A 24,690-nucleotide genomic window follows, 5' to 3' on the forward strand; every position below is an offset into this window, starting at 1 on the left:
AGGGGAACGCGCGTAGAACAGCAGTCCACAGGCGGACCGGCGCACAGCCTGTGCACAACCCCCCACCCGCTGTGGACAAACGTCCAGGGCGTCACGCGCCGTAGAGGGCCATCCCGGTCAGCAACATCGCCGCCTCCACTGCCACCGCCCCGGCCACCGTCAGCGCCTGGACCAGTCCGCGGCGCTCGCGGGGGGCGTACATCAGGCCGAAAGCCGTCAGTGCACCCAGGGCCAGGCCGCCGAGGTGCGCACGCCAGTCGATGCCCGGGCGGGAGAAGGTGACCACCAGGTTGAAGACCAGGAAGGCCACCGCCGGGGCGAGCGGGCCCCGGTTCCGCAGTTGCATCACGATCGTGGCGCCGATCAGGCCGAAGACCGCCCCGGAGGCCCCCAGCGAGTTCATCCAGTCGCCGGCCACCAGGAAGGCGAAGGTGCTGCCGCCGAGGCCCGCGAGCAGGTAGAGGGCCAGGAAGCGCAGCCGGCCGAGCACCTCCTCCAGCGGCGGGCCGAGCCAGAACAGCACCAGCATGTTCATCCCGACGTGCCACCACTCCAGGTGCAGGAAGGTGGCGGTCAGCAGCCGGTACCACTGGGCCGGACCGTCGGCGATGCCGTACGGACCGCCGAGGACGTCCCGCCCGGCGCTGACCAGCGACCAGACCTCACCCAGCCGCGGCCTGAGCACGTAGGCGGCCAGCAGCCAGACCACCAGGTTGATCCCGATCAGCACCCGGGTGACCAGCCCGCCGTCGACGGTCAGCGCGCCGCCGAACCGGGTGGTCGCCCGCCGCGCCCCGGCGTGCCCGCCACCGACGCACTCCGGGCACTGGAAACCCACCGAGGCGGCCACCATGCACCGGGGGCAGATCGGCCGCTCGCAGCGGGTGCAGGAGATCCCGGTGGCGGTCTGCGGATGCCGGTAGCAACCGGGCGGCCCACCCTCCGGAGAAGGCTCCGTCGACTGCCGCGGCTCGTCCGGGAGCATCAGCGCTCTCCCCTTCCCGTACCCGACCACCGGAGCCGCCAGCGTACTGCGGTACCCCTCGCCCCCGGCGCCTTCCCGTACCCGGGCCCGCCCCGGAAGGGGGCCCCGGCCCACCCCAGCACCCCACTCCCCGCCGGACCCCGCCCTCCCCGACGCCTCACCCCCGCTGCTCCCCCGCCGCTCCCCCGCCGCTCCCCGCAGGGGCCCTCGCCCGGCCCACCCCGGAGTGCCGATGGACGAATCCGGATGCATGATCAGCATTCAGGTGGATACGTGCATAAAGGATGCCGCCCAGGAGGAGAGACTCGTGAGCTTTTCGGATTCGGCCCGTGAGACGGCCACCAGGACCCGGGACACCGCCTCGCACTTCGCGGACGGCGCCAAGCAGCGCCTCGGGCCCGCTTTGGACGCGCTCGGGCCGAAGGCCTCCCAGGCCGCCCACAATCTCCGCGTCCAGTACGACAGGCACCTCGCCCCACAGTTCGGCCAGGCCTTCGCCAGCCTGCCGCCCGAGGCCCAGGAGAACGCCCTGAAGGCCCTCCACCGGGCCCAGGAGGCCGCGCTGGCGGCCCGCCTCTCCGCCACCCGCGCCGCCGACCAGGCCCGCGCCACGGTGGGCCCCAGGGTCGCCCAGGCCGTCGAGGACGCCCGCGCCGCGGTCTCCCCGGTCGCCCACGAGGCCCAGGCCCGCGGCGCCGCCGCGCTGACCGCCCTCCAGGGCCACGTGAGCGCGGCCGAGATCAGCGAACTCGCCGCCCGGAACGCGAAGCGGGCGCGGTGCCGCGGCGGCTGGTCCACCGGCCTCGCGGTGGCGGGCGTGCTGGCGATCGGCGGCGGCATCGTCGCCTGGCAGTGGTGGCGCCGGCACAGCAACCCGGAGTGGCTGGTCGAACCCCCGACCCCGGAGGCTCCCCGGCCGGGCGGCACCCGCGGCGCCACCGCCCCGATGAACGGCGCCGCCCCCGACGACGCGGCCGAGTCCACGGAGCCCACCGAGGACGACCGCCCGCAGTCCTAGCGGCCGGCCCGGGGAAGACGGCCCGGAACGACAGAACGGCGGCCGACCTGGAGAACAGGTCAGCCGCCGTTCAGGCGCTGTGGAGCATAGGAGACTCGAACTCCTGACATCTGCCTTGCAAAGGCAGCGCTCTACCAACTGAGCTAATGCCCCTCGACGGCACGGCGCGTGCCAACGGGCACTAGCGTACCGGGTTTCGACGCGATTCCGAGCGCCGTCCCCTCGAAGGAACCGGCCGGTCCGGTCATGTGACCGGGCCGACCGGTTTCGGGAGGCGCGATCAGCGCCTCCGAAGATCGTCGATCGTCAGATCGTCCGGGTCAGCGACCGGCCGGAACCGGGTCGGTGGCCTCGGTCCACAGGTCCTGCTCGGCGCGGTCCGCCTGGACCTGACGGTAGACAAAGAAGCCGCCGAGGGCGACCAGGGCGACCAGGAGGAGCTTCTTCACCGCGGGACCTCGTCCTTCTTGCGTTGGTGGACTCAGGAGCCGGTGCTCCAGCCGGACTGAAACGGGCCGACGAGTCCAGATGTGTTTCGAGCGCGAACGGGCTGCCGGGTGCCAGACTGCCCTTGCGGCCGATGATACACACCAGTGTCCCAATCGTGACCAGCCACCGGCGCTTCAACCCGAAGGCCCGCCGGGAGGATTGACGCCGCACCTCCCGTCCTGCGGTTCGTCCGCACGCGGCCGGTCCGGGAAGCCCTCGTGAGAGCCGGTCCGGCCGGCGCCCCGGCCGCGACGGCCCCGGACTCACGGCGAAAACGACGAGGGGCCCGGAGTGATCACTCCGGGCCCCTCGTGGCGGTGGGCCTAACAGGACTTGAACCTGTGGCCTCTTCCTTATCAGGGAAGCGCTCTAACCGTCTGAGCTATAGGCCCGCGCTGCTCAGAGAGCGTACCGGAAGCAGCCCCGATCTGCGAAAACGACAAGAGGCCCGGAGTGATCACTCCGGGCCTCTCGCGGTGGTGGGCCTAACAGGACTTGAACCTGTGGCCTCTTCCTTATCAGGGAAGCGCTCTAACCGTCTGAGCTATAGGCCCTTGCCGCACTGAAAGATTAGCGGACCGACCGCCGATCTCCCAAATCCGTTCCGGCCTAGGTCGCGGCAGGGACCTCGACGGCCGGACGCACCAGCCACTCCTCGCGGGTCGGCGGCAGAGCGGCCATGCCCTCCTCGGTGCTGCGGACGGCCAGGACCTGGTTCACGCCGATCCGGTTCTGCTCGAAGGCGAGCGCGGAGGCGGCCATGTACAGCCGCCAGACCCGGGCGCGGCCGCGACCGACCAGCCGGACCGCCTCCGTCCAGTGCGCCTCCAGATTGGCCACCCACTCGCGCAGGGTCAGCGCGTAGTGCTCGCGCAGCGCCTCGACGTCCCGGACCTCGAAGCCGGCCTCCTCCAGCCGGGCCACGGTGGAACCGACCGGGGAGAGCTCGCCGTCCGGGAAGACGTAGCGGTCGATGAAGGGGCTGGTGCGGTGCGGCTCACCGGGGTGGTCCGGGCGGCGGGCGATCTGGTGGTTGAGCAGCCGGCCGCCGGGCACCAACAGCCCGTACAGGCCCTCGGCGTAGACCCGGTACTGCTCGGAGCCGACGTGCTCGGCCATGCCGACGCTGGAGATGGCGTCGAACGGGCCGTCGGTGATCTCCCGGTAGTCCTGCAGCCGGACCTCGACCCGGTCGGCGAGACCGGCCTCCTCGACCCGCGCGCGGGCCAGCGCGACCTGCTCCTTGGAGATGGAGACGCCGACCGCGGTGACCCCGTAGTGCTTCGCCGCGTGCAGCAGCAGCGAACCCCAGCCGCAGCCGACGTCCAGCAGCCGCATCCCGGGCCGCAGGCCGAGCTTGCGGCAGATCAGGTCGAGCTTGGCCTCCTGGGCCGCCTCCAGGCTCTTCGCCTCGGGCGTCCAGTAGGCGCAGGAGTAGACCATGGACGAACCCAGCACGAGGCCGTAGAAGTCGTTCCCGACGTCGTAGTGGTGGCTGATGGCCGCGCGGTCCCGGTTGCGGCTGTGCAGCCGCCCCTGGGCCCTGCGGACCTCCTCCGGGGGCGGGGTGGGCTCCGGGCCGATCGCCCCGGCCCGCACGGCGGCGGCGAGGACCTTGCGGCCCCTGGCGCCGAGCACGTCGCGCGGCCCGATGGTCATGGTGCGGATCTCCGGCCGCTCGGCGAAGCGGGCGACCGCGGAGAGCGTCTCGTACAGGTCGGTGCCGGGGGCGAGTTCCAAGTCCCCCGAGACGTACGCCCGGGCCAGGCCCAGCTCGTCCGGCTGCCAGATCAGCCGGCGCAGCGCCCGGCGGTTGCGCAGCACCACCGTGGGCGTTCCCGGCGGCCCGGCGACGCTGCCGTCCCATGCCTGGACCCGCAGTGGTGCCGGGACCCCCGTCAGCCCTTCCAGGGCCTCCACCAGTTGACCTGCGAGCTTCGCCATCGCGCGCCTCCGTCCAGTCGTCCTGCTGAACCTCTCCTGACCCGGTCGACCGACCGGGGGGCGGCCTGTGGCACTCCCAGGCGCGGGAACGGGCGGCGTCCAGCTAATCCCACCGCGGCCGACCCGTTTCCGGGCGGCACGCCGCGGGCGCCGGCTGTCACCCGAATGCCGACGGGCCCCGCAGGCGGCAACAGCCTGCGGGGCCCGTACATTCCGTTCTCAAACGGAGAACTGACCGATGGTCAGTATCCGGCCAGGGATCAGTCCTCTTCGGCCAGGGTCAGCTCGATGCCGCCGGTGAAGCCGGCCGCCGCGTTGTAGATGAAGGCCGAGAGCGTGGACAGCGCGGTCAGCAGCACGACGTCGACCACGGCGATCAGCGTGGTGAACATCATCACCTTGCCGAAGCCGATGTAGTCCATCAGGTTCAGCTGGCTGCTGGTGTTCTCGGCGCCGCCGCCGGTGACGTCCTTGAGCGTCTTGGTCAGCGAGTCGAAGACGCCGAGCGAGTCCAGCGTCATCCACAGCACCGCCGCGGCCACGATGATGATGATGCCGACGGCCAGCGACAGCAGGAAGCTGACCTTCATCACCGACCACGGGTCGACCTTGGTCACCCGCAGCCGGGCCTTGCGGGTCCGGCCGAGGGTTCCGACGCCGGCCGAGGGCCCGCCGGAGGAGCGGCGAGCCGCCCCGGGGACGGGGGTGCCGCCGGCCGGGGTGTTGCCACCGGTCCGGGTGCCCCGGGCCGGGGTCGGCTGCCCCTTGGTGTAGGTGGTCGGCGTCGAGAAGCCGCCCGCGCCGGAGGCCTGACTGCCGGGCGGCGGCGTCTGGCCCCCGTAGGTCGCACCGGCTTGGCCCGCTCCGCCGACCGGCGGCATCAGCGAGGTGGACGCGGCCGAGTGCTCGGTCGGCGGCTGTCCCGGGACGCCGTACGAACCCCCGCCCTGCGCGCCCGGACGGCCGCCGGAGGGTCCTCCCGCAGCACCCGTGGCTCCACTCACCTGGTCCTCCCGCACTTCCCACCAGGGCGGCGCCGCCCTGGTCCGTCACTCGTCATCCAGCGCCCGGCGGGATTGCCCGGTACTGGTCGGCGTCCGATGCCGCCGCGCCCACTCCTATGGACGCGGCGACACCGGCCTGCGGTTCGGTTCAGGCCTCGGCGTCGCCGCCGACCGCCGTCTCCGTACCCTCGGCCGTCTCGGTGGACTCGGTGCCCGCGACCTCGTCCTCCGCCGTCTCGTCGTCCTCGGCCTCCGCGTTGCGGGCCATGCCCACCACCGCGTCGCGCTTACCGAGGTTGATCAGTTGGACGCCCATGGTGTCACGTCCGGTTTCACGAACTTCGGAAACCCTCGTTCGAATCACTCCACCCGACAGGGTGATCGCCATGATCTCGTCGGTGTCGTCCACCACCAGCGCCCCGACCAGCGAGCCCCGACCCTCGACGATCTTCGCCGCCTTGGTCCCGTAGCCGCCGCGCCCCTGGACACGGTACTCGTCCACACCGGTGCGCTTGGCGTAGCCACCGTCGGTGGCGGTGAAGACGTACGTCCCCGGACGGACGACGTTCATCGAGAGCAGCTCGTCGTCCTCGCGGAAGGCCATGCCCTTGACGCCGGAGGTGGCGCGGCCGGTGGGCCGCAGTGCGTCGTCGGTCGCGGTGAAGCGGATCGACTGGGCCTTCTTGGAGACCAGCAGCAGGTCGTCCTCGGCGGAGACCAGCTCGGCGCCGATCAGCTCGTCGTCCCGGCCCTCCTCGTCCTGGCGCAGGTTGATCGCGATCAGGCCGCCGGAGCGCGGGGAGTCGTAGTCCTTGAGCGGGGACTTCTTCACCAGGCCGGCCCGGGTGGCGAGGACCAGGTACGGCTTGTCCTCGTAGGTGCGGACGGCCATCACCTGGGTGATGTGCTCCTCCGGCTGGAAGGCCAGCAGGTTGGCCACGTGCTGGCCGCGGGCGTCGCGCCCGGCGTCCGGCAGCTCGTAACCCTTGGCGCGGTAGACCCGGCCCTTGTTGGTGAAGAACAGGATCCAGTTGTGGGTCGTCGTCACGAAGAAGTGGTCGACGATGTCGTCCTGCTTCAGCTGGGCACCGCGCACGCCCTTGCCGCCGCGCTTCTGCGAGCGGTAGAGGTCGGAGCGGGTCCGCTTGACGTAGCCGCCACGGGTGATCGTGACGACGATGTCCTCCTCGGCGATGAGGTCCTCGATGGAGAGGTCGCCGTCGGACGGGATCAGGGTGGAGCGCCGCTCGTCGCCGTACTTCTCGACGATCGCGGCGAGCTCCTCGGAGATGATCTCCCGCTGACGGATCGGCGAGGCCAGGATCGCGTTGTACTCGTCGATCTTGCGCTGCAACTCGTCGTGCTCGTCCGTGATCCGCTGGCGCTCCAGGGCGGCCAGGCGGCGCAGCTGCATCTCGAGGATGGCGTTGGCCTGGAGCTCGTCGATGTCGAGCAGGCCCATCAGGCCGGTGCGGGCGGCGTCCGCGCTCGCCGAGGCCCGGATCAGCGCGATGACCTCGTCGATCAGGTCCAGGGCCTTGAGCAGCGCGCGCAGGATGTGGGCGCGCTCCTCCGCCTTGCGCAGCCGGAAGGTGGTGCGCCGGACGATGACCTCGACCTGGTGGTTGACCCAGTGCCGGATGAAGGCGTCCAGCGACAGGGTGCGAGGCACGCCGTCGACCAGGGCCAGCATGTTGGCGCCGAAGTTGGTCTGCAGCTCGGTGTGCTTGTACAGGTTGTTCAGCACGACCTTGGCGACCGCGTCGCGCTTGAGCACGACCACCAGGCGGGTGCCGGTGCGGGAGGAGGACTCGTCGCGGACGTCGGCGATGCCGGCGATCTTGCCGTCCTTGACCAGGTCGGCGATCTTCAGCGCGAGGTTGTCCGGGTTGACCTGGTACGGCAGCTCGGTGATCACCAGGCACTGGCGGCCCTGGATCTCCTCGACCTCGACCACGGCGCGCATGGTGACCGAGCCGCGGCCGGTGCGGTAGTAGTCGTCGATCCCGCGGCGGCCGACGATCAGCGCGCCGGTGGGAAAGTCGGGGCCCTTGATCCGCTCGACCAGGGCCTCCAGCAGCTCCTCGGCGGAGGCCTCGGGGTTCTCCAGGTACCAGAGCGCTCCGGAGGCCACCTCGCGCAGGTTGTGCGGCGGGATGTTGGTGGCCATGCCGACCGCGATGCCGGTGGCACCGTTGACCAGCAGGTTGGGGATGCGCGCGGGCAGGACGGTCGGCTCCTGCGAGCGGCCGTCGTAGTTGGGCGCGAAGTCGACGGTCTCCTCGTCGATGTCGCGCATCATCTCCATGGCCAGCGGCATCAGCTTGCACTCGGTGTAGCGCATGGCCGCGGCCGGGTCGTTGCCCGGGGAGCCGAAGTTGCCGTTGCCGTCCACCAGCGGCATCCGCAGCGACCACGGCTGGGCCAGGCGGACCACGGTGTCGTAGATCGAGGTGTCACCGTGCGGGTGGTAGTTGCCCATGACGTCGCCGACGACGCGGGCGCACTTGTAGTAGCCCTTCTCGGGCCGGTACCCGCCGTCGTACATCGCGTAGAGCACGCGGCGGTGCACCGGCTTGAGGCCGTCGCGGACCTCGGGGAGCGCCCGGCTGACGATCACGCTCATCGCGTAGTCGAGGTAGGAGCGCTGCATCTCGGTCTCGAGCTCGACCGGCTCGATCCGCATGGTCACCTGGGCGGTGGCCTCGGCGGCGTCGGGAGTCTCGGGGGTCTCGGGCTGTTCGCCGTCGGGACGGTTGTCGTCGACCACTGGTGGTCAGTTTCCTTTCACGCGGACTGGTACGTGCGGGGCCTGGGGTGCAGGCGCGTCACACGTCCAGGAAGCGGACGTCCTTGGCGTTGCGCTGGATGAAGGAGCGGCGGGCCTCGACGTCCTCGCCCATCAGCACGGAGAACAGCTCGTCGGCGCGGGCGGCGTCCTCCAGGGTGACCTGGAGCAGCAGCCGGTGCTCGGCGTCCATGGTGGTGACCCGGAGCTCCTCGGCATTCATCTCGCCGAGACCCTTGAAGCGCTGGATCGCGTCGTCCTTGGGCAGCCGGCGCCCGGCCTCCACGCCGGCGGCGACCAGCGCGTCGCGCTCGCGGTCGGAGTAGGCGTACTCGAAGTCGTCCTTGCCCCACTTGATCTTGTACAGCGGCGGCATGGCGAGGTAGACGTACCCGGCCTCGACCAGCGGCCGCATGAAGCGGAACAGCAGGGTCAGCAGCAGGGTGCGGATGTGCTGACCGTCGACGTCGGCGTCGGCCATCAGGACGATCTTGTGGTAGCGCAGCTTGGACTCGTCGTAGTCCTCCTGGATGCCGCAGCCGAAGGCCGAGATCAGGGCCTGGACCTCGGTGTTCTGCAGCACCTTGTCGATCCGGGCCTTCTCGACGTTCAGGATCTTGCCGCGGATGGGCAGGATGGCCTGGGTGCGCGGGTCGCGGCCCTGCTTGGCCGAGCCACCGGCGGAGTCACCCTCGACGATGAAGATCTCGCACTCGGAGGGGTCCTTGGACTGGCAGTCCGAGAGCTTGCCCGGCAGCGAGGCGGACTCCAGCAGGCCCTTGCGGCGGGTGAGGTCGCGGGCCTTGCGGGCGGCGACGCGCGCGGTGGCGGCCTGGATGGACTTGCGGATGATGTCCGCGGCCTCGTTGGGGTTGCGGTCCAGCCAGTCGTTGAGCTGCTCGTGGACGACCTTCTGGACGAAGGTCTTCGCCTCGGTGTTGCCGAGCTTGTCCTTGGTCTGGCCCTCGAACTGCGGCTCGCCCAGCTTGACCGAGATGATCGCGGTCAGGCCCTCGCGGATGTCCTCGCCGGAGAGGTTGTCGTCCTTCTCGCGGAGCAGCTTCTTGTCCCGGGCGTAGCGGTTGACCAGGCCGGTCAGCGCGGCGCGGAAGCCCTCCTCGTGAGTGCCGCCGCCATGGGTGTGGATGGTGTTGGCGAAGCTGTAGACCCCCTCGGTGTAGGAGGAGTTCCACTGCATCGCGACCTCCACCGAGATCGCCCTGTCCTTGTCCTCGGCCTCGAAGTCGATGACCGAGGGGTGGACGACCTCGCCCTTGCGGGAGTTGAGGTGGGCGACGAAGTCGGCGATGCCGCCGTCGTACTTGTACGTGACGGAGAGCGGCTTGCCGTCCTCGTCCACGTGCTCGGGACGCTCGTCGGTCAGCGAGATCGACAGGCCCTTGTTGAGGAAGGCCATCTCCTGGAAGCGCCGGGAGAGCGTCTCGAAGGAGTAGACGGTGGTCTCGAAGATGTCGGGGTCGGCCCAGAAGGTCACCGTGGTGCCGGTGCGGTCGGTCTCGGCGCCCTTGACCAGGGCGGCGGTCGGCGCGCCCATCTTGTAGTCCTGGGTCCAGACGTGACCGTCCTTGTGGATCTCCACCGCGAGCCGGGTGGACAGCGCGTTCACCACCGAGACGCCGACGCCGTGCAGACCGCCGGAGACGGCGTAGCCGCCGCCGCCGAACTTGCCGCCCGCGTGCAGGACGGTGAGCACGACCTCGACGGCCGGCTTGTCCTGGCCCGGGACGATGTCCACCGGGATGCCGCGGCCGTTGTCGACGCAGCGGATCGCGCCGTCGGCCATGATCGTGACGTCGATGGTGTCGGCGTACCCGGCCATCGCCTCGTCGACGGAGTTGTCCACGACCTCCTGCACCAGGTGGTGCAGGCCGCGCTCACCGGTGGAGCCGATGTACATGCCGGGGCGCTTGCGGACGGCGTCGAGGCCTTCCAGCACCTGGATGTTGCTACCGGTGTAGGAAGCCTGGTCGGTCTGGTCTGGGGTCTGGCTGGGGTTGCCGGAATCGGCCACGAAGCGCCCTCTCTGGCACAGCACGGGTCGCATGCCTCTCCCCCTACGGGCGGGCGTGCGACCACAGCGTTTCGACTCGGTTGCCACTAGCAACAGTGTTTGGCTCCCAGTCTACCGGTACGACTGACAGAGATGGGCGTTTGGCAGCCCTTGAAGGCAGATATGCCGCCCTGAATCCCCTCGGCACGAGTCCCGATACTCGCCCGGGGGGCCTGGGGCGCCTGGAAGGGCCGTCAGGGGTTCCGGAAGATCGCGGTCCGATCCCGGCGGGGCCGGCGGCGCCCAGCCCCGGGTGCCGCCCGGGTCTAGCCCCAGGTGTCGCCCGGGCCCTTGCTCCCGGGCGCGCGCAGCCGGCCGTAGCCGCGGGCGGGCGCGGCCGGGCCGAGCACCTTGATGGTCCGCACCGTGCCGTGGCCCAGCTCGTGGTTCAGGCGAGCCACCAACTGCCGCGCCAGCCAGCGCAGTTGAGTCGCCCAGGCGGTGGAGTCGCACTGCACGGTGAGCACCGCGGCGGCCTCGTCGTAGGAGGAGGGGTGGCAGTGCGCGGCGATGTCCGGACCGACGATCTGCGGCCAGCGGCCCATCACCCCGCCGACCGCGGCGGAGGACTCCCAGCCGCGCTCGGTCAGCAGCCGGTTCAGCGCCGCGCCCAGCGGGACCGGGTCGCGGCCGTCCGAGCGGGCGCCGCTGCGCAGGCCGTGCCGCTTCGCCTCGCGCTTCTGCTGCACCTGCTCGCCGCGCTGGCGGGCCTGGGCGCGGGCCGCCCGCAGGGCGGAACGGGCCAGGTCGGCGCCGGTGGGCTCGGGGGCAGCGGGGGTGGGGCCAGAGAGGGAGTGCTCCGCCGGCTCGCTCACGGCGATCTCCTTTCCCCAGCCTGTGGACAACCGATGAGCCGTCCAGCCTACGGGAGCGCTCGGACGAGTGACGGCGGGGTGTACCCGAGACGCGGCCGGTGTGACGAGCGGATCAGATGACGGATCGGGCGGTGAATCGGGCCACGGATCAGGCGTCGATCCGGCGGACGGCGCCGTCGGAGACCGCGAACCGGGCGCCGGCCAGCACCTTCGGCACGTCCTCGGCCACCGCGGCGGTGACCAGCACCTGCTCGCCGTCGGCCACCAGCTCGGCCAGCCGCTCCCGGCGGGCGGCGTCCAGCTCGGCGAAGACGTCGTCCAGGATCAGCACCGGCTCGCCACCGTCGGACCGCAGCAACTCGTACGAGGCCAGCCGCAGCGCCAGCGCGAACGACCAGGACTCGCCGTGGCTGGCGTAGCCCTTGGCGGGCAGCGGGCCGAGCCTGAGCACCAGCTCGTCTCGGTGCGGACCGACCAGGGTGACCCCGCGCTCGACCTCCTGCTTGCGGACCGCCTGCAGCGCCTGCAGCAGCTGCTCCTCGGCCTGCTCCCGGCTGGTCGGCAGCTCGCCCTCGAAGGAGCTGCGGTACTCCAGTGCGGTCTCGCCGCCGCCGGGGGCCAGCTGCCCGTAAGCGGCCGTCACCAGCGGCTGCAGGGCGGCCACCAGCTGGATCCGGAAAGCCGTCAGCTCGGCGCCGGCGCGCGCCAGATGGCCGTCCCAGACCTCCAGGGTGGACAGGTCGGCGCCCTTGCCGCCGCCGGCCCGGCGGGCCATCGCGGCGGTCTTCAGCAGGGCGTTGCGCTGCTTGAGCACCCGCTCGTAGTCCTGCCGGACCCCGGCCAGCCGGGGCGCGCGGGCGGTCAGCAGCTCGTCCAGGAAGCGCCGGCGCTCGCCCGGATCGCCCTTGACCAGGCTGAGGTCCTCGGGGGCGAACAGCACGGTGCGCAGCAGGCCCAGCACGTCGCGCGGGCGGACGTTGTCCGAGCGGTTGATCCGGGCCCGGTTGGCCTTGCCCGGGGTGAGCTCCAGCTCGACCAGGGTGGAGCGGCCGCGGTCCACCACCGAGGTGCGGATCACCGCCCGCTCGGCGCCGAGCCGGATCAGCGGGGCGTCGGTGGCGACCCGGTGGCTGCCCAGGGTGGCGACGTAGCCGATCGCCTCGACCAGGTTGGTCTTGCCCTGGCCGTTGGGCCCGACGAAGGCCGTCACGCCCGGGTCGAGGGAAACCTCGGCCCGGGCGTACGACCGGAAGTCGGCGAGCGACAGATGCGCGACGTGCATGGCGGTGAACTGCGCTCGCCTTCTATGAACAGACCTGTGGATGACCGGAGGCCGGTGGACTACTTCGACTCGACCGCGTGGCCGCCGAACTGGTTGCGCAGCGCGGCGATCATCTTCATCTGCGGCGAGTCGTCCTGGCGGGAGGCGAAGCGGGCGAACAGCGAGGCGGTGATCGCCGGCAGCGGCACGGCGTGGTCGATCGCGGCCTCGACGGTCCAGCGGCCCTCGCCGGAGTCGGCGGCCCAGCCGCGCAGCTTGTCCAGGTGCTCGTCCTCGTCAAGGGCGCGGACGGCCAGGTCCAGCAGCCAGGAGCGGATGACGGTGCCCTCCTGCCAGCTGCGGAAGACCTCGCGCACGTCGGTGACCTCGGGGGCGGCCTCCAGCAGCTCCCAGCCCTCGGCGAAGGCCTGCATCATCGCGTACTCGATGCCGTTGTGGACCATCTTGGCGAAGTGGCCGGCGCCCACCGCGCCCGCGTGCACCGAGCCGAAGTCGCCCTCGGGCTTGAGCGCGTCGAAGACCGGCTGAACGCGCGCGACGTGCTCGGCGTCGCCGCCGTACATCAGCGCGTAGCCGTTCTCCAGGCCCCAGACGCCGCCGGAGACGCCGCAGTCGACGAAGCCGATGCCCTTGGCCGCCAGCGCCTCGGCGTGCTTGATGTCGTCGGTCCAGCGGGAGTTGCCGCCGTCGACGACCACGTCGCCGGGGGAGAGCAGCTCGGCGAGCTCGTCGACGGTCGCCTGGGTCGCGGCGCCGGCCGGAACCATCACCCATACCACTCGGGGGCCCTGGAGCTTGGAGACGAGCTCCCCCAGGCTCTCGACGTCGGAGATCTCCGGGTTGCGGTCGTAGCCGACGACGGTGTGGCCGGCGCGGCGGATCCGCTCGCGCATGTTGCCGCCCATCTTGCCGAGACCGATGAGGCCGAGCTCCATGACCAAATCCTTACTGTGGGAACGTGCCTGGCGGCGGCGCCGTTGCCGCACTCCCCGAGCCTACGCTTCCGACGGTGACGGGCTCCGCGCAGTCGGGCCGACCGGGGGAGACGTCCACAGGCTGTGCACAGCGGGTGTGCACAGCCTGTGGGTGACGGACGGAGCCGACGGTCAGCCGGAGAGGCGGACCGGCATGATCAGGTACTGGTACGCCTTGTCCTCCTCGGCGTCCACCGAGACCTTGCCGCTGAGCAGAGCCGGCTTGGTCGGGGTGGTGAAGCTCAGCTGGGCGAAGGGGGAGTCGATGGCCTTGAGGCCCTCCTCCAGGTAGCCCGGGTTGAAGGCGATCGAGATGTCGTCGCCCTCCAGGTCGGCCTCGATCCGCTCGGTGGCCTGGGCGTCGTCACCCGAGCCGGCCTCCAGGGTCAGCACGCCCTGCTCGAAGTTGAGCCGGACCGGGGTGTTGCGCTCGGCGACCAGCGAGACGCGCTTGAGCGCCTCCAAGAAGGGCTGGGTCTGGATCGCGGCGACCGCGCTGAACTCGGTCGGGAAGAGGCTGCGGAACTTGGGGAACTCGCCCTCCAGCAGCCGGGTGGTGGTGCGGCGGCCGGCGCCCTCGAAGCCGATCAGGCCCTCGCCCGCGCCGCCCGAGGAGAGCGCGATGGAGACGTTGTCGCCGCTGCCCAGGGACTTGGCGATGTCCTGCAGGGTCTTGGCGGGCACCAGGGCGACCGCGGAGATGTCCGACTGCTCGGGCTTCCACAGCAGCTCGCGGACGGCGAAGCGGTAGCGGTCGGTGGCGGCCAGGGTGATCCGGTCGCCCTCGATCTCGACCCGGACGCCGGTGAGCACCGGCAGGGTGTCGTCCCGGCCGGCGGCGACCGCGGCCTGGCTGACGGCGGAGGCGAAGACGTCCCCGGAGACGGTGCCGGTGGCGGTCGGCATCTGGGGCAGGGCCGGGTACTCGTCCACCGGCAGGGTGGGCAGGGTGAAGCGGGAGCTGCCGCAGACCACGCTGACCCGCTGGCCGTCGGTGGAGATCTCCACAGGCCTGTTGGGAAGGTTGCGCGAGATGTCGTTGAGCAGTCGACCGGAGACCAGGACGGTGCCGGCCTCCTCGACGTCGGCCTCCAGCTCGACCCGGGCCGAGACCTCGTAGTCGAAGCCGGACAGCGCCAGGCTGCCCTCCTGCGCCGTCAGCAGCAGGCCGGCCAGCACCGGCACCGGCGGCCGTGCCGGGAGGCTGCGGGCAGCCCAGGCCACCGCCTCCGCGAGGACGTCACGCTCCACCCGGAACTTCACCGGTAACCGCCTCCTGGATCGAGCGCTCCCGCTCGCACTCTGGTTCGTCTGATCTTGATCGTCGGTCCCGCTGTCCGCGGAGCTCTGCCACTCCGCTTCCAGCTGCAAAGGACAGTCTGACGTACTCCGCCGACAGACGGGGCAGACGGGCGGAAGCAAACCCGAACAAGTGTCGGGGAGCGGTTGTCCACAGATTTCGGGCCCACCCACTTTGAAAGCAGGTTCACGGTCTATCTGTGTAGCGGTAGTAGTAGGGCCTGTGGAAACCGTGGATAACCCCGTTTCCGCAGGTCAGCGCCCGATTTTTGTCCACAGAGGGTGTGGACGGCGGCTGTGGACGGACAGGCCGCGCTGTGGACAGCCGAGCGTTACCCACAGGGCACGCTGAGTATCCACAGGTTATCCCCAGGGCTGTCCCCAGATCCGGGCCCGGTTATCCACGGGCGCCGGTCAACTTTCCGTGACGCCTTTCACACCGGGGCATGAACGACAGTCCACGGTTGTCGAACTGTGGACCCAGCTGTGGACAACCTGGGGATAACCGCCCGGCCCCTGGGGACAACCGGTGGATAACCCGGACGGCCCAGTGGCGACCCGTCAATTGTCCACAGCCTGTGGATAACCGTTGTGCACAAGTCCACAGGCACCTGACCTGCGCGGAAGAGCGTAGCGGCGACGGGCCTGTGGACGAATTCTGGATAACTTCGGACTCCCCAGCCTGTGGACTGTGCGGAAGGGGCCGGTCCTGTGGACAACGGCCTTGCGCGCCCCCGGTTTTCGAATCACCGGTCAGTTGTTCGGCGCCGGCTGCGGGCTGGCGGAACGTCCGTCGACGGCATCCCTGCCCAGCCTCGGTCCGGCACACACCTGTGGATGTGAAAAAAGGCGTCAGGATCGCTCCTGACGCCCTCTGAAGGCCGGCCGGCCCGTCCGTGGACGGGTGCTAGCTCTTGATGCGGTTGGTGAGTTCGGTGACCTGGTTGTAGATCGAGCGCCGCTCGGCCATCAGCGAGCGGATCTTGCGGTCCGCGTGCATCACCGTGGTGTGGTCGCGGCCGCCGAACTGCGCGCCGATCTTCGGCAACGACAGGTCGGTGAGCTCCCGGCACAGGTACATGGCGATCTGCCGGGCCGTCACCAGCACCCGGCTGCGCGAGGATCCGCAGAGGTCGTCCACGCCCAGGCCGAAGTACGCGGCGGTCTGCTGCATGATGACCTGCGCGGTGATCTCCGGGCCGGCGTCCTCGTCCCCACCCGGGATCAGGTCCTTGAGGACGATCCCGGCCAGCTCCAGGTCCACCGGCGCCCGGTTGAGGTTGGCGAAGGCGGTGACCCGGATCAGCGCGCCCTCCAACTCCCGGATGTTGCGGGTGATCCGGGACGCGATGAACTCCAGCACATCGGCGGGAGCGTTGAGTTGCTCCTGGATCGCCTTCTTGCGCAGGATCGCGATCCGGGTCTCCAGCTCCGGCGGGGTGACGTCGGTGATCAGACCCCACTCGAAGCGGTTGCGCAGCCGGTCCTCCAGCGTGGTCAGCAGCTTGGGCGGCCGGTCCGAGGAGAGGACGATCTGCTTGTTCGCGTTGTGCAGGGTGTTGAAGGTGTGGAAGAACTCCTCCTGGGTGGACTCCTTGCTCGCGAGGAACTGGATGTCGTCCACGAGCAGGATGTCCATGTCCCGGTAGCGACGGCGGAAGGTGTCCGCCTTGCCGTCCCGGATCGAGTTGATGAACTCGTTGGTGAACTCCTCCGAGGACACGTAGCGCACCCGGGTGCCCGGGAAGAGGCTGCGCGAGTAGTGCCCGATGGCGTGCAGCAGGTGGGTCTTGCCCAGCCCGGACTCGCCGTAGATGAAGAGCGGGTTGTACGCCTTGGCCGGGGCTTCGGCGACCGCCACCGCCGCCGCGTGCGCGAAGCGGTTGCTGGCGCCGATGACGAAGGTGTCGAAGAGGTACTTGGGGTTCAGCCGGGCGGCCGGCTCGTCCTTGCGCGAGCCGCCGGCTGGGGGCGCGCCGGGCGGGGCGGGCACCCCGGGGACGGCGGGGCGGTCGGCGCCCCGTTCCGTGGCGGGCTTGTCGGCCGGGCGGCCGCCGGTGGGCCGGGCGCCGTGCGAACGACGGCCGGCGCCGCTGCGGGGCTGCTCGCCCGGGCCGGGGCCGTACGCGCCGCCGAACAGGTCGCCCTGGGTGGTCGAGGGCGGGCTGGGCAGCGGGCGCGGCGCCGGGCGGGGAGAAGGCTCCTCGGGCTCGCGGTAGGGCTGCTGCGGCTCCTGGTAGTCGGGCTCCTGGTAGCCGGACTCCTGGTAGCCGGACCAGGGCTGGCCCGGCTGGCCGCCGTACGGCGCCGGGCGCTGCTCGTAGCCGCCGGTGTCGTAGCGGGGGCGCTCGTAGTCCTGCTCGTAGGGGTGCTGGTAGTCCTGGCCGCCGTAGCCGCCGGAGTCCTCCTCGGCCGGGCCGGGGTACGGCTCGGCGGGGGCCTGGGCGGCGGGCGCGGGGGTGGTGGGCGCGGCGTTGGCGTCGACCATCACGGCGATCCGGACCGGTCGGTTGAGCTCGCGGCTGAGGGCGTCGGTCAGCTGCGGCAGCAGCCGGCCCTCCAGCACCTGCTTGGCCCGCTCGTTGGGGGTCGCCAGCAGGGCGGTGTCGTGCATCATCCACATGGGCTGGGTGCGCTGCACCCACTGCTTGTCCATCTCGCCGATATCGGGGTCGCTGACCAGCCGCTCGACGACCCTCGCCCAGACCGGGACGAGGTCGCTGTTGACATCAGCCACTGGTGCACGCTTTCCAAGAACAAACCAGACAAGTCCTGCAACGGTAGTCAGCGAACGGGAACGGATCAAGTCGTTGTCCACAGGCTGTGGGTAAGTTCGCCACGGGCGGCTGGTTTGACCCTCGCACCTCGTCCCGCGTACCGTAACCAGGTCGAGTTGTCGATGGCCGCTGCCGCATGTCCGCGGGTCCGCCCGCTCCATAAGGCGCGCAGCACGGGCGCCGTGGATTGCCTCAGACCCCAGCCGAACTGGGGCGATGGGCCGGATTTCCGAATCAGGGGAGATCACGCGGACGCACGGTGACGGCCAAGCGACTCCCCGTCATCCTACGATTCACCTCAGGAGCCCCCGAGTGAGCAAGCGCACCTTCCAGCCGAACAACCGTCGCCGCGCGAAGACCCACGGCTTCCGGCTGCGTATGCGTACCCGCGCCGGCCGCGCCATCCTGGCTGCCCGCCGTGGCAAGGGCCGCGCCAGCCTGTCCGCCTGATCCACGACAGAGTCTGTTGTGCTGCCCTCCGAGAATCGGCTGCGGCGGCGCCAGGACTTCGCGACCGCGGTCAAACGCGGTCGCCGGGCCGGCCGGCCCCTTCTGGTCGTCCATCTCAGCAGAGAGGTCGACCCGCAGGGGCAGACCGACCGGACCAGCGACTCCCGCCCGCACGTCGCCGAGGGGACTCCTTCGGCGCGTGCGGGTTTCGTCGTGAGCAAGGCCGTCGGCCCGGCGGTCGTCCGCAACCTGGTCAAGCGCCGGTTGCGCCATCTCGTCCGTGATCGTCTGTCCAGGCTGCCCGCCGGTAGCCTGATAGTGGTGCGTGCGCTGCCCCAGGCCGCGACCGCCTCGTACCAGGATCTCGAACGTGATCTCGACGCGGCGCTGAAACGGTTGCTGAGGGCCGAGCCCGCTGCCACGGCGCCGACGGGAGCAGGGCGATGAAGTACCTGCTGATGGGTCTGATCAGGGTCTACCAGTGGACCATCAGCCCGCTGCTCGGTCCGGTGTGCCGCTATTACCCCTCCTGCTCGCACTACGGCTACGAGGCCGTGAGGGTGCACGGGGCGGTCAAAGGCGGCGGACTGACCGTGTGGCGCATCCTGCGCTGCAATCCGTGGACGCCCGGCGGGGTCGATCATGTCCCGCCGCGCAAGCATCCGGTGTGGCACCGGCGGTTGCGAGACCGGCTGAGCAGCCGGTCCGCCACCGGAGAGCCGGTGACCGTCACCCCCGCCGGTCCGGACCCCGAGGGCCCGGCCACCATTGGCCCGGAGCGGCCAATCCACCTGTCCAAGGAGTCTGACCGGTGACCTTCGGTTTTCTTAGCCCCCTCTACACAGCGGTGTCCTGGATCATCGTCCAGTTCCACTCGCTGTACAGCAACGTCTTCAATCCGGACGGTGGCTGGGCGTGGGGTCTGTCCATCGCCTCGATGGTCGTCGTCATCCGGATCTGCCTGATCCCGCTCTTCGTGAAGCAGATCAAGGCGACCCGGGCCATGCAGGCGATCCAGCCGAAGATGAAGGCCATCCAGGAGCGCTACAAGAACGACCGGCAGCGCCAGTCCGAAGAGATGATGAAGCTGTACAAGGATGCGGGTACCAACCCGTTCTCCAGCTGCCTTCCCATCATCGTGCAGGCCCCGTTCTTCACCGCCCTCTACGGCGTGCTCGCCTCGGTCGCCAAGGGCAAGCCCATCGGCGTCATCCACGGCGACCTGCTGGTGAGCGCCGGCAAGGCACACATCTTCGGTGCCCCGCTGTCCGCGACCTTCGTCAGCAGCAGCGTGACCAGCGTCAAGATCGTCACCGCGGTGATGATCGTCATGATGTCGCTGTCGCAGTTCGTCACCCAGCGCCAGCTGATGACCAAGAACGTCGACCTCACGGTGAAGACGCCGTTCATGCAGCAGCAGAAGATGCTGATGTACGTCTTCCCGGTCATGTTCGCCGTGATGGGCATCAACTTCCCGGTCGGTGTCCTGGTCTACTGGCTGACCACCAACGTCTGGTCGATGGGCCAGCAGCTGATCGTCATCCGCAACAACCCGACCCCGGGCAGCAAGGCCTTCCAGGAGCGCCAGGCGCGGCTGAAGAAGGCCGGCCGGCTGCGTCCGGACGGTACGGAGATCAAGGGCGCGCTCTGGGGCATGCTGCCCCCGTCGAAGGAGGCCCTCGACCAGGCGGCCTCGGCGGCCACCGTGGTCGAGGAGTCGGTGCAAGCGCGCCGCCAGCAGCCGCGTCGGCAGACCAAGGCCCAGCGCCAGCACGGCGGTGCCACCACCCAGGCGGCCGAGCCGGGCGAGGACACCGTGGCCGAGCAGCCGAGCGACGCCGCCCCGGCCGAGTCGGACGCCAAGCCGACGGCCGACAAGCAGACCGCGGCCAAGCCCAGCGGCAGCAAGCAGGGCACCCGGCAGCAGCCCAAGCGCGGCGGCCAGCGGCCGAAGAGGAAGTCCTGACCGGCCCCGGCCCGTTGTGACAGCCCCGAAGAGCTTCGTTCCCGGCCCGCCAGACGGGCCCAACTCCGAAGGAGTCCATCAGTGACGGAAGGCACCACCTCCGCCGTCGAGGCCGAGGCCGCCGCCAGCGCCGACGAGAGCCTCATCACCCGCCTGGAGCAGGAGGGGGACATCGCGGCGGACTACCTGGAGGGTCTGCTCGACATCGCGGACCTCGACGGTGACATCGACATGGACGTCGAGGGCGACCGCGCCCTGGTCTCCATCGTCAGCGACGGCAACGACCGCGCGCTGCAGCGCCTGGTCGGCCAGGACGGCGAGGTGCTGGAGGCCCTGCAGGAGCTGACCCGGTTGGCTGTCCACCGGGAGACCGGCGAGCGCAGCCGCCTCATGCTGGACATTGCCGGCTTCCGGGCCCGCAAGCGTGAGGAGCTGGCCGCCCTCGGCGCCGAGGCCGCAGAGCAGGCCAAGAGCACCGGCGAGCAGGTCAAGCTGAAGCCGATGACGCCCTTCGAGCGCAAGGTCGTCCATGACGCGGTCGCGGCCGCGGGTCTGCGCAGCGAGTCCGAGGGCGAAGAGCCCCAGCGGTGCGTGGTCGTGCTGCCGGCCTGAGGCCGACGGTCGATGACCGGCCGCTGCGGCAGCCGGTGAGCTTCACCGGACGCGACCCCGTCCGCCTCGTGCGGACGGGGTCGTCGTCCCTTCCGGGATGTTTCACGTGAAACAGTGCGTTGAGCGGGTCGGTGGATCCGGGGATCGGAGAGGTCGAGATGGACACGGAGAGCACGGCCGCCGGCCGTCCGGGGGCGGACGTGGATCCGGACGCTGAGGAGCGCGCGGCCGAGGCGCCCGAGCTGGACGTGCTGGCGGAGGCGCCGGCCGCCGCCCGGGAGGTCTTCGGCGACCGATTCGACGCCGCCGTCCGCTACACCGAGCTGCTGGCCACGGCGGGTGTCAGGCGCGGGCTGATCGGGCCGCGCGAGGTGCCCCGGCTGTGGGACCGCCATGTGCTCAACTGTGCGGTGCTGGCCGAGCTGCTGCCGAGCGGCTCCACCCTGTGCGACGTCGGCTCCGGCGCGGGCCTGCCCGGCATCCCGGTGGCGCTGGCCCGTCCGGACGTCTCGGTGACCCTGCTGGAGCCGCTGCTGCGCCGGACCACCTTCCTGGAGGAGGTCGTCCGGGAACTGGGCCTGGAGAACGTCACGGTGCTGCGCGGCCGCGCCGAGGAGATGGTGGGCAAGCTCGCGGTGGACGTGGTGACCGCCCGGGCGGTGGCGCCGCTGGACCGGCTGGCCGGCTGGGGGCTGCCGCTGCTGCGTCCGCACGGGCAGATGCTGGCGCTCAAGGGCGACAGCGCCGAGCAGGAGCTGGCCGACTCGCGCGCCGGGCTGGCCAAGCTGGGCGCGGTCGAGTGGAGCGTCATCTCGGTCGGCGAGGGCACCCTGGAGACCTCGACCCGGGTGGTCCAGGTCAAGGCGGGGGAGAGCCCCGGCGGGGTGAAGGCCGCGACCCGGCGGGCCAAGGTGGCCCGGGCCGGCCGCAACGCCAACGCCGGCGCCAAGGGCGGCGAGCGCGGTCGGGGCGGGCGGCGCCGCAGCCGCTGAGGCCGAGGCCGAGGCTGCCGAGGGGCTGATGGTGAGGCCCGCTGAGGCCGAGTGACGCCGGAAACGGACGAGAGCGGGCGGACGGTCCTCCTGAACGGGGGGAGCCGTCCGCCCGTCGTCGTTCAGGTGACGCCCAGGCCGCCATCGGGACATCGGAGTGTCGCAACGTCAGATTTCCGACATAGCGGGCATGGTGTTTCGCGTGAAACGTCGCTCCTTGCTCTCGGGAATCCTTAGCCGCGGCCGGGCGGCGACTGTTGCCGCTCCGGTTTCACGTGAAACACTGACCTCCATGCAGGACTCGGAGACCATCGACCAGATCGATGACACGCCCATCGCACGGGCCGCCCAGGCTGCGGTACAGGCGATCGGCCGAGCGGGAGAGGGGCTGCCCCGACCCGCCGGCACCCGGGTGATCGTGGTCGCCAACCAGAAGGGTGGGGTGGGCAAGACCACCACCACCGTGAACATGGCCGCCTCGCTGGCGATGCACGGACTGCGCGTCCTGGTGGTCGACCTCGACCCGCAGGGGAACGCCTCCACCGCCCTCGGCATCGACCACCACGCCGAGGTGCCCTCCATCTACGACGTACTGGTCGAGGGCAAGCCCCTGGCCGACGTGGTCCAGCCGGTCGTGGACGTCGAGGGGCTGTTCTGCGTCCCCGCCACCATCGACCTGGCCGGCGCCGAGATCGAGCTGGTCTCGCTGGTGGCCCGGGAGAGCCGGCTGCAGCGCGCCATCGCCGCCTACGAGCAGCCGCTGGACTACATCCTGATCGACTGTCCGCCCTCGCTGGGCCTGCTGACGGTCAACGCCCTGGTGGCCGGCCAGGAGGTGCTGATCCCGATCCAGTGCGAGTACTACGCGCTGGAGGGCCTCGGCCAGCTGCTGCGCAACGTCGAGCTGGTGCGCGCGCACCTCAACCCCGCGCTGCACGTCTCGACGATCCTGCTGACCATGTACGACGCCCGGACCAGGCTGGCCGCCCAGGTCGCCGAGGAGGTCCGGACCCACTTCCAGAACGAGGTGCTGAGCACGGCGATCCCGCGCTCGGTGCGCATCTCGGAGGCGCCCAGCTACGGGCAGACGGTGCTCACCTACGACCCGGGTTCGACCGGGGCGCTCTCGTACCTGGAGGCCGCCCGCGAGCTCGCGCTGCGTGCGGTGGGCCAGGGCGGACCGCTGGTGGGCCAGCAGCGGGACGGCCAGCAGGGGCACGGCGCCCCGGTGGCACAGCACGGTACGACGGAGGGTAATCGGTGAGTGGTCGCAGGGGTCTGGGACGAGGGCTTGGGGCGCTGATCGGCCCCGCGCCGGCGGACGGCGGGGCGGCGCAGCCCGCCGCCGCCACGTCCGCGCCGACCTCGGTGGTGGTGACCGGCGTGACGTCGCCGGCCTCCGTGCCGGTGCTGCCGGGCGGTCGCGGCACGGTGGCTGCCAAGGCGGCCGTCGGGCGACGAGCGGAGCAGCCGACGCCGGTCCCCGGTGCCTCCTTCGCCGAGCTGCCGCTGGACGCGATCACCCCCAACCCGCGTCAGCCGCGCGAGGTCTTCGACGAGGACAAGCTGGCCGAGCTGGTCGCCTCCATCAAGGAGGTCGGTCTGCTCCAGCCGATCGTGGTGCGTCAGGTCGAGGCCGAGCGCTACGAGCTGATCATGGGCGAGCGCCGTTGGCGCGCCTCCCGGGAGGCCGGGCTGGAGCGGATCCCGGCGATCGTCCGGGCCACCGAGGACGACAAGCTCCTTCTGGACGCCCTGCTGGAGAACCTGCACCGGGCCGAGCTGAACCCGCTGGAGGAGGCGGCCGCCTACGACCAGCTGCTGCGGGACTTCTCCTGCACCCATGACGAGCTGGCGGACCGGATCGGGCGCTCGCGCCCGCACGTCTCCAACACCCTGCGGCTGCTGAAGCTCCCGCCGTCCGTCCAGCGCCGGGTCGCCGCCGGCGTGCTGACCGCCGGCCACGCCAAGGCGCTGGTGAGCATCCCGGACGCGGACCGGCAGGAGGAGCTGGCCAAGCGGATCATCGCTGAGGGCCTCTCGGTGCGGACCACCGAGGAGATCGCCAAGCTGATGAGCGACGAGCAGAAGCCCAAGCGCCAGGCGCCCAAGGCGGGCAAGCTGATCACCCCGGCCTTCAACGACCTGGCGACCCGGCTCTCGGACCGCTTCGACACCCGGGTCAAGGTCGAGGTGTCGCAGCGCGGCGGCAAGCTGGGCAAGGGCAAGGTGGTGCTGGAGTTCGGCTCGGTGGAGGACCTCAACCGGATCCTGGACAGCATGGCTCCGGGCGAGGACGGTCTGCGGCTGTCGCAGGGCTGAGCCGGCCGAGGGCAACGACCCGATGGGTGCATGTTCCACGTGAGCGCTGTTTCACGTGAAACATGCACCCATCGGCGTTCGTGGGGGAATGCTCGACCGTGAAAGGGAGGAGGAGTACGGGCCATGGGACGCCGGATAGCTCCGCTGACGCTGGACAACCTCACGGATCTGCCGACCGGCTGCCGCTCCTGCGTGTTCTGGGAGCTGGACCCGGTGAGTGCGAAGGAGGCGGTTGAGTCCGGGAAACCGGAGCTGGAGAAGGAGGGATGGATCTCCGCGGTGCTGCTGGAGTGGGGGTCCTGCGGCCGGATCGCCTACGTGGACGACCAGCCCGCCGGCTTCGTGCTCTACGCCCCGCCGGCCTACGTCCCCCGCTCGCAGTCCTTCCCGACCAGCCCGGTCTCGCCGGACGCCGTCCAGCTGATGGTCAGCCGAGTGCTGCCGGGCTACCAGCGGCAGGGGCTGGGCCGGGTGCTGGTGCAGACGGTGGCCAAGGACCTGCTCGGGCGCGGGGTGCGGGCGATCGAGGCCTTCGGCTCGGCGGGCCGGGTGCCGACCAGCTGCGTGCTGCCGGCCGACCACCTGCTGGCGGTGGGGTTCAAGACCGTACGACCGCACCACCGCTACCCGCGGCTGCGGCTGGAGGCACGGACCACGCTCTCCTGGCGGGGCGACGTGGAGGTGGCGCTGGAGCGGCTGCTCGGCGGCGGGCGCAAGGAGCCGGCGCTGCGGCCGTTCTGAGCGGCCGGTGCGAAAGCCGTAGGTGGAACGACGGCGGCGGGGGGGCCCCGGGGGGGGGGCCCCCCCCCCGGTCGGTCGGTGTCCGGTGGCCCGTATATCAAGCCCGCCACGCAGCGCCGCCCTGCGGGCCTGGGGCGCGCGCCGGGGTTAGGCGTGACCGG

Annotated in this window: 21 protein-coding genes and 3 tRNA genes; 10 read left to right on the forward strand and 14 right to left on the reverse strand. The window is 71.0% G+C overall.

The features are described from left to right. Positions 1-91: 91 nt before the first annotated feature. Positions 92-985, reverse strand: a complete 894-nt coding sequence (locus ACIRYZ_RS00815; RefSeq protein ID WP_402937794.1) for a rhomboid family intramembrane serine protease — start codon at positions 983-985, stop codon at positions 92-94. A 307-nt stretch (positions 986-1,292) separates the two neighbouring features. On the opposite strand from ACIRYZ_RS00815, the gene ACIRYZ_RS00820 reads away from it, so the two are divergent. After that, positions 1,293-2,003 carry a DUF5324 family protein gene (locus tag ACIRYZ_RS00820; RefSeq protein ID WP_402937797.1) on the forward strand — a complete coding sequence of 237 codons (711 nt, stop codon included), beginning with the start codon at positions 1,293-1,295 and terminating at the stop codon, positions 2,001-2,003. Positions 2,004-2,083: 80 nt separating this feature from the next. Here the strand turns inward: ACIRYZ_RS00820 and ACIRYZ_RS00825 are convergent. The 13 genes from ACIRYZ_RS00825 to dnaA all read right to left on the reverse strand — a co-directional run bounded on the left by ACIRYZ_RS00825 (position 2,084) and on the right by dnaA (position 17,406). Next, a tRNA-Ala gene (locus tag ACIRYZ_RS00825) sits at positions 2,084-2,156 on the reverse strand. A 167-nt stretch (positions 2,157-2,323) separates the two neighbouring features. Next, entirely contained in the window at positions 2,324-2,452 is a 129-nt protein-coding gene (locus ACIRYZ_RS00830) for a DLW-39 family protein (RefSeq protein WP_014137031.1), read from the reverse strand. 358 nt (positions 2,453-2,810) lie between these two features. After that, positions 2,811-2,884 (reverse strand) — tRNA-Ile (locus tag ACIRYZ_RS00835). 85 nt (positions 2,885-2,969) lie between these two features. Next, positions 2,970-3,046: transfer RNA gene (locus tag ACIRYZ_RS00840), tRNA-Ile, on the reverse strand. Positions 3,047-3,101: 55 nt separating this feature from the next. Further along, positions 3,102-4,436: a class I SAM-dependent methyltransferase gene (locus tag ACIRYZ_RS00845; RefSeq protein ID WP_402937800.1), complete on the reverse strand. Its 1,335-nt coding sequence runs from the start codon at positions 4,434-4,436 to the stop codon at positions 3,102-3,104. A 260-nt stretch (positions 4,437-4,696) separates the two neighbouring features. Next, the gene (locus tag ACIRYZ_RS00850) at positions 4,697-5,440 is read right to left on the reverse strand and encodes a DUF3566 domain-containing protein (RefSeq protein ID WP_402937802.1); all 744 of its coding nucleotides are present in this window, start codon (positions 5,438-5,440) and stop codon (positions 4,697-4,699) included. Between the two features lie 148 nt (positions 5,441-5,588). Next, a complete protein-coding gene (gene gyrA / locus ACIRYZ_RS00855; protein ID WP_402938497.1) occupies positions 5,589-8,126 on the reverse strand; it encodes a DNA gyrase subunit A in 2,538 nt (845 codons plus the stop codon). A gap of 142 nt (positions 8,127-8,268) precedes the next feature. After that, positions 8,269-10,284: a DNA topoisomerase (ATP-hydrolyzing) subunit B gene (gene gyrB, locus ACIRYZ_RS00860; protein ID WP_402938500.1), complete on the reverse strand. Its 2,016-nt coding sequence runs from the start codon at positions 10,282-10,284 to the stop codon at positions 8,269-8,271. Positions 10,285-10,565: 281 nt separating this feature from the next. Then, positions 10,566-11,114, reverse strand: coding sequence for a DUF721 domain-containing protein (locus ACIRYZ_RS00865; protein WP_387620828.1), 549 nt, complete (start codon positions 11,112-11,114; stop codon positions 10,566-10,568). 148 nt (positions 11,115-11,262) lie between these two features. Further along, the gene (recF, locus tag ACIRYZ_RS00870) at positions 11,263-12,396 is read right to left on the reverse strand and encodes a DNA replication/repair protein RecF (protein WP_402937806.1); all 1,134 of its coding nucleotides are present in this window, start codon (positions 12,394-12,396) and stop codon (positions 11,263-11,265) included. A gap of 59 nt (positions 12,397-12,455) precedes the next feature. Next, positions 12,456-13,331 (reverse strand): phosphogluconate dehydrogenase (NAD(+)-dependent, decarboxylating), encoded by an 876-nt coding sequence (gene gnd, locus ACIRYZ_RS00875; protein ID WP_393023703.1) that lies wholly within the window; start codon positions 13,329-13,331, stop codon positions 12,456-12,458. Positions 13,332-13,502: 171 nt separating this feature from the next. Next, a complete protein-coding gene (gene dnaN, locus ACIRYZ_RS00880) occupies positions 13,503-14,633 on the reverse strand; it encodes a DNA polymerase III subunit beta (protein WP_224284069.1) in 1,131 nt (376 codons plus the stop codon). Positions 14,634-15,576: 943 nt separating this feature from the next. Then, on the reverse strand, positions 15,577-17,406 hold the full coding sequence (gene dnaA, locus ACIRYZ_RS00885; protein WP_402937811.1) for a chromosomal replication initiator protein DnaA: 1,830 nt from the start codon (positions 17,404-17,406) through the stop codon (positions 15,577-15,579). Positions 17,407-17,758: 352 nt separating this feature from the next. Here dnaA and rpmH point away from each other — a divergent pair, with 352 nt between their 5' ends. The 9 genes from rpmH (at position 17,759) to ACIRYZ_RS00930 (ending at position 24,529) form a co-directional block, all read left to right on the forward strand. Then, positions 17,759-17,896 (forward strand): 50S ribosomal protein L34, encoded by a 138-nt coding sequence (gene rpmH, locus ACIRYZ_RS00890; protein ID WP_030059672.1) that lies wholly within the window; start codon positions 17,759-17,761, stop codon positions 17,894-17,896. A gap of 18 nt (positions 17,897-17,914) precedes the next feature. After that, a complete protein-coding gene (gene rnpA / locus ACIRYZ_RS00895; RefSeq protein ID WP_393023697.1) occupies positions 17,915-18,343 on the forward strand; it encodes a ribonuclease P protein component in 429 nt (142 codons plus the stop codon). Further along, on the forward strand, positions 18,340-18,711 hold the full coding sequence (gene yidD, locus ACIRYZ_RS00900) for a membrane protein insertion efficiency factor YidD (protein ID WP_387620814.1): 372 nt from the start codon (positions 18,340-18,342) through the stop codon (positions 18,709-18,711). The genes rnpA and yidD overlap by 4 nt, the downstream gene beginning before the upstream one ends. Continuing rightward, positions 18,708-19,862: a membrane protein insertase YidC gene (yidC, locus tag ACIRYZ_RS00905; RefSeq protein WP_402937816.1), complete on the forward strand. Its 1,155-nt coding sequence runs from the start codon at positions 18,708-18,710 to the stop codon at positions 19,860-19,862. Before yidD ends, yidC begins: the two co-directional genes overlap by 4 nt. An 81-nt stretch (positions 19,863-19,943) precedes the next feature. Then, complete coding sequence (locus ACIRYZ_RS00910; protein WP_402937819.1) at positions 19,944-20,474, forward strand: protein jag; 531 nt, start codon at positions 19,944-19,946, stop codon at positions 20,472-20,474. 158 nt (positions 20,475-20,632) lie between these two features. Next, on the forward strand, positions 20,633-21,466 hold the full coding sequence (rsmG, locus tag ACIRYZ_RS00915) for a 16S rRNA (guanine(527)-N(7))-methyltransferase RsmG (RefSeq protein WP_402937822.1): 834 nt from the start codon (positions 20,633-20,635) through the stop codon (positions 21,464-21,466). A 319-nt stretch (positions 21,467-21,785) separates the two neighbouring features. Further along, positions 21,786-22,730 (forward strand): ParA family protein, encoded by a 945-nt coding sequence (locus tag ACIRYZ_RS00920; protein WP_402938503.1) that lies wholly within the window; start codon positions 21,786-21,788, stop codon positions 22,728-22,730. Then, positions 22,727-23,788, forward strand: a complete 1,062-nt coding sequence (locus ACIRYZ_RS00925) for a ParB/RepB/Spo0J family partition protein (protein ID WP_402937824.1) — start codon at positions 22,727-22,729, stop codon at positions 23,786-23,788. Before ACIRYZ_RS00920 ends, ACIRYZ_RS00925 begins: the two co-directional genes overlap by 4 nt. A gap of 123 nt (positions 23,789-23,911) precedes the next feature. Then, complete coding sequence (locus ACIRYZ_RS00930; protein WP_387620800.1) at positions 23,912-24,529, forward strand: GNAT family N-acetyltransferase; 618 nt, start codon at positions 23,912-23,914, stop codon at positions 24,527-24,529. Positions 24,530-24,690 lie beyond the last annotated feature (161 nt).

This window comes from Kitasatospora sp. NPDC101155 (assembly GCF_044768305.1).
In the GTDB taxonomy this organism is placed as follows: Bacteria; Actinomycetota; Actinomycetes; order Streptomycetales; family Streptomycetaceae; genus Kitasatospora.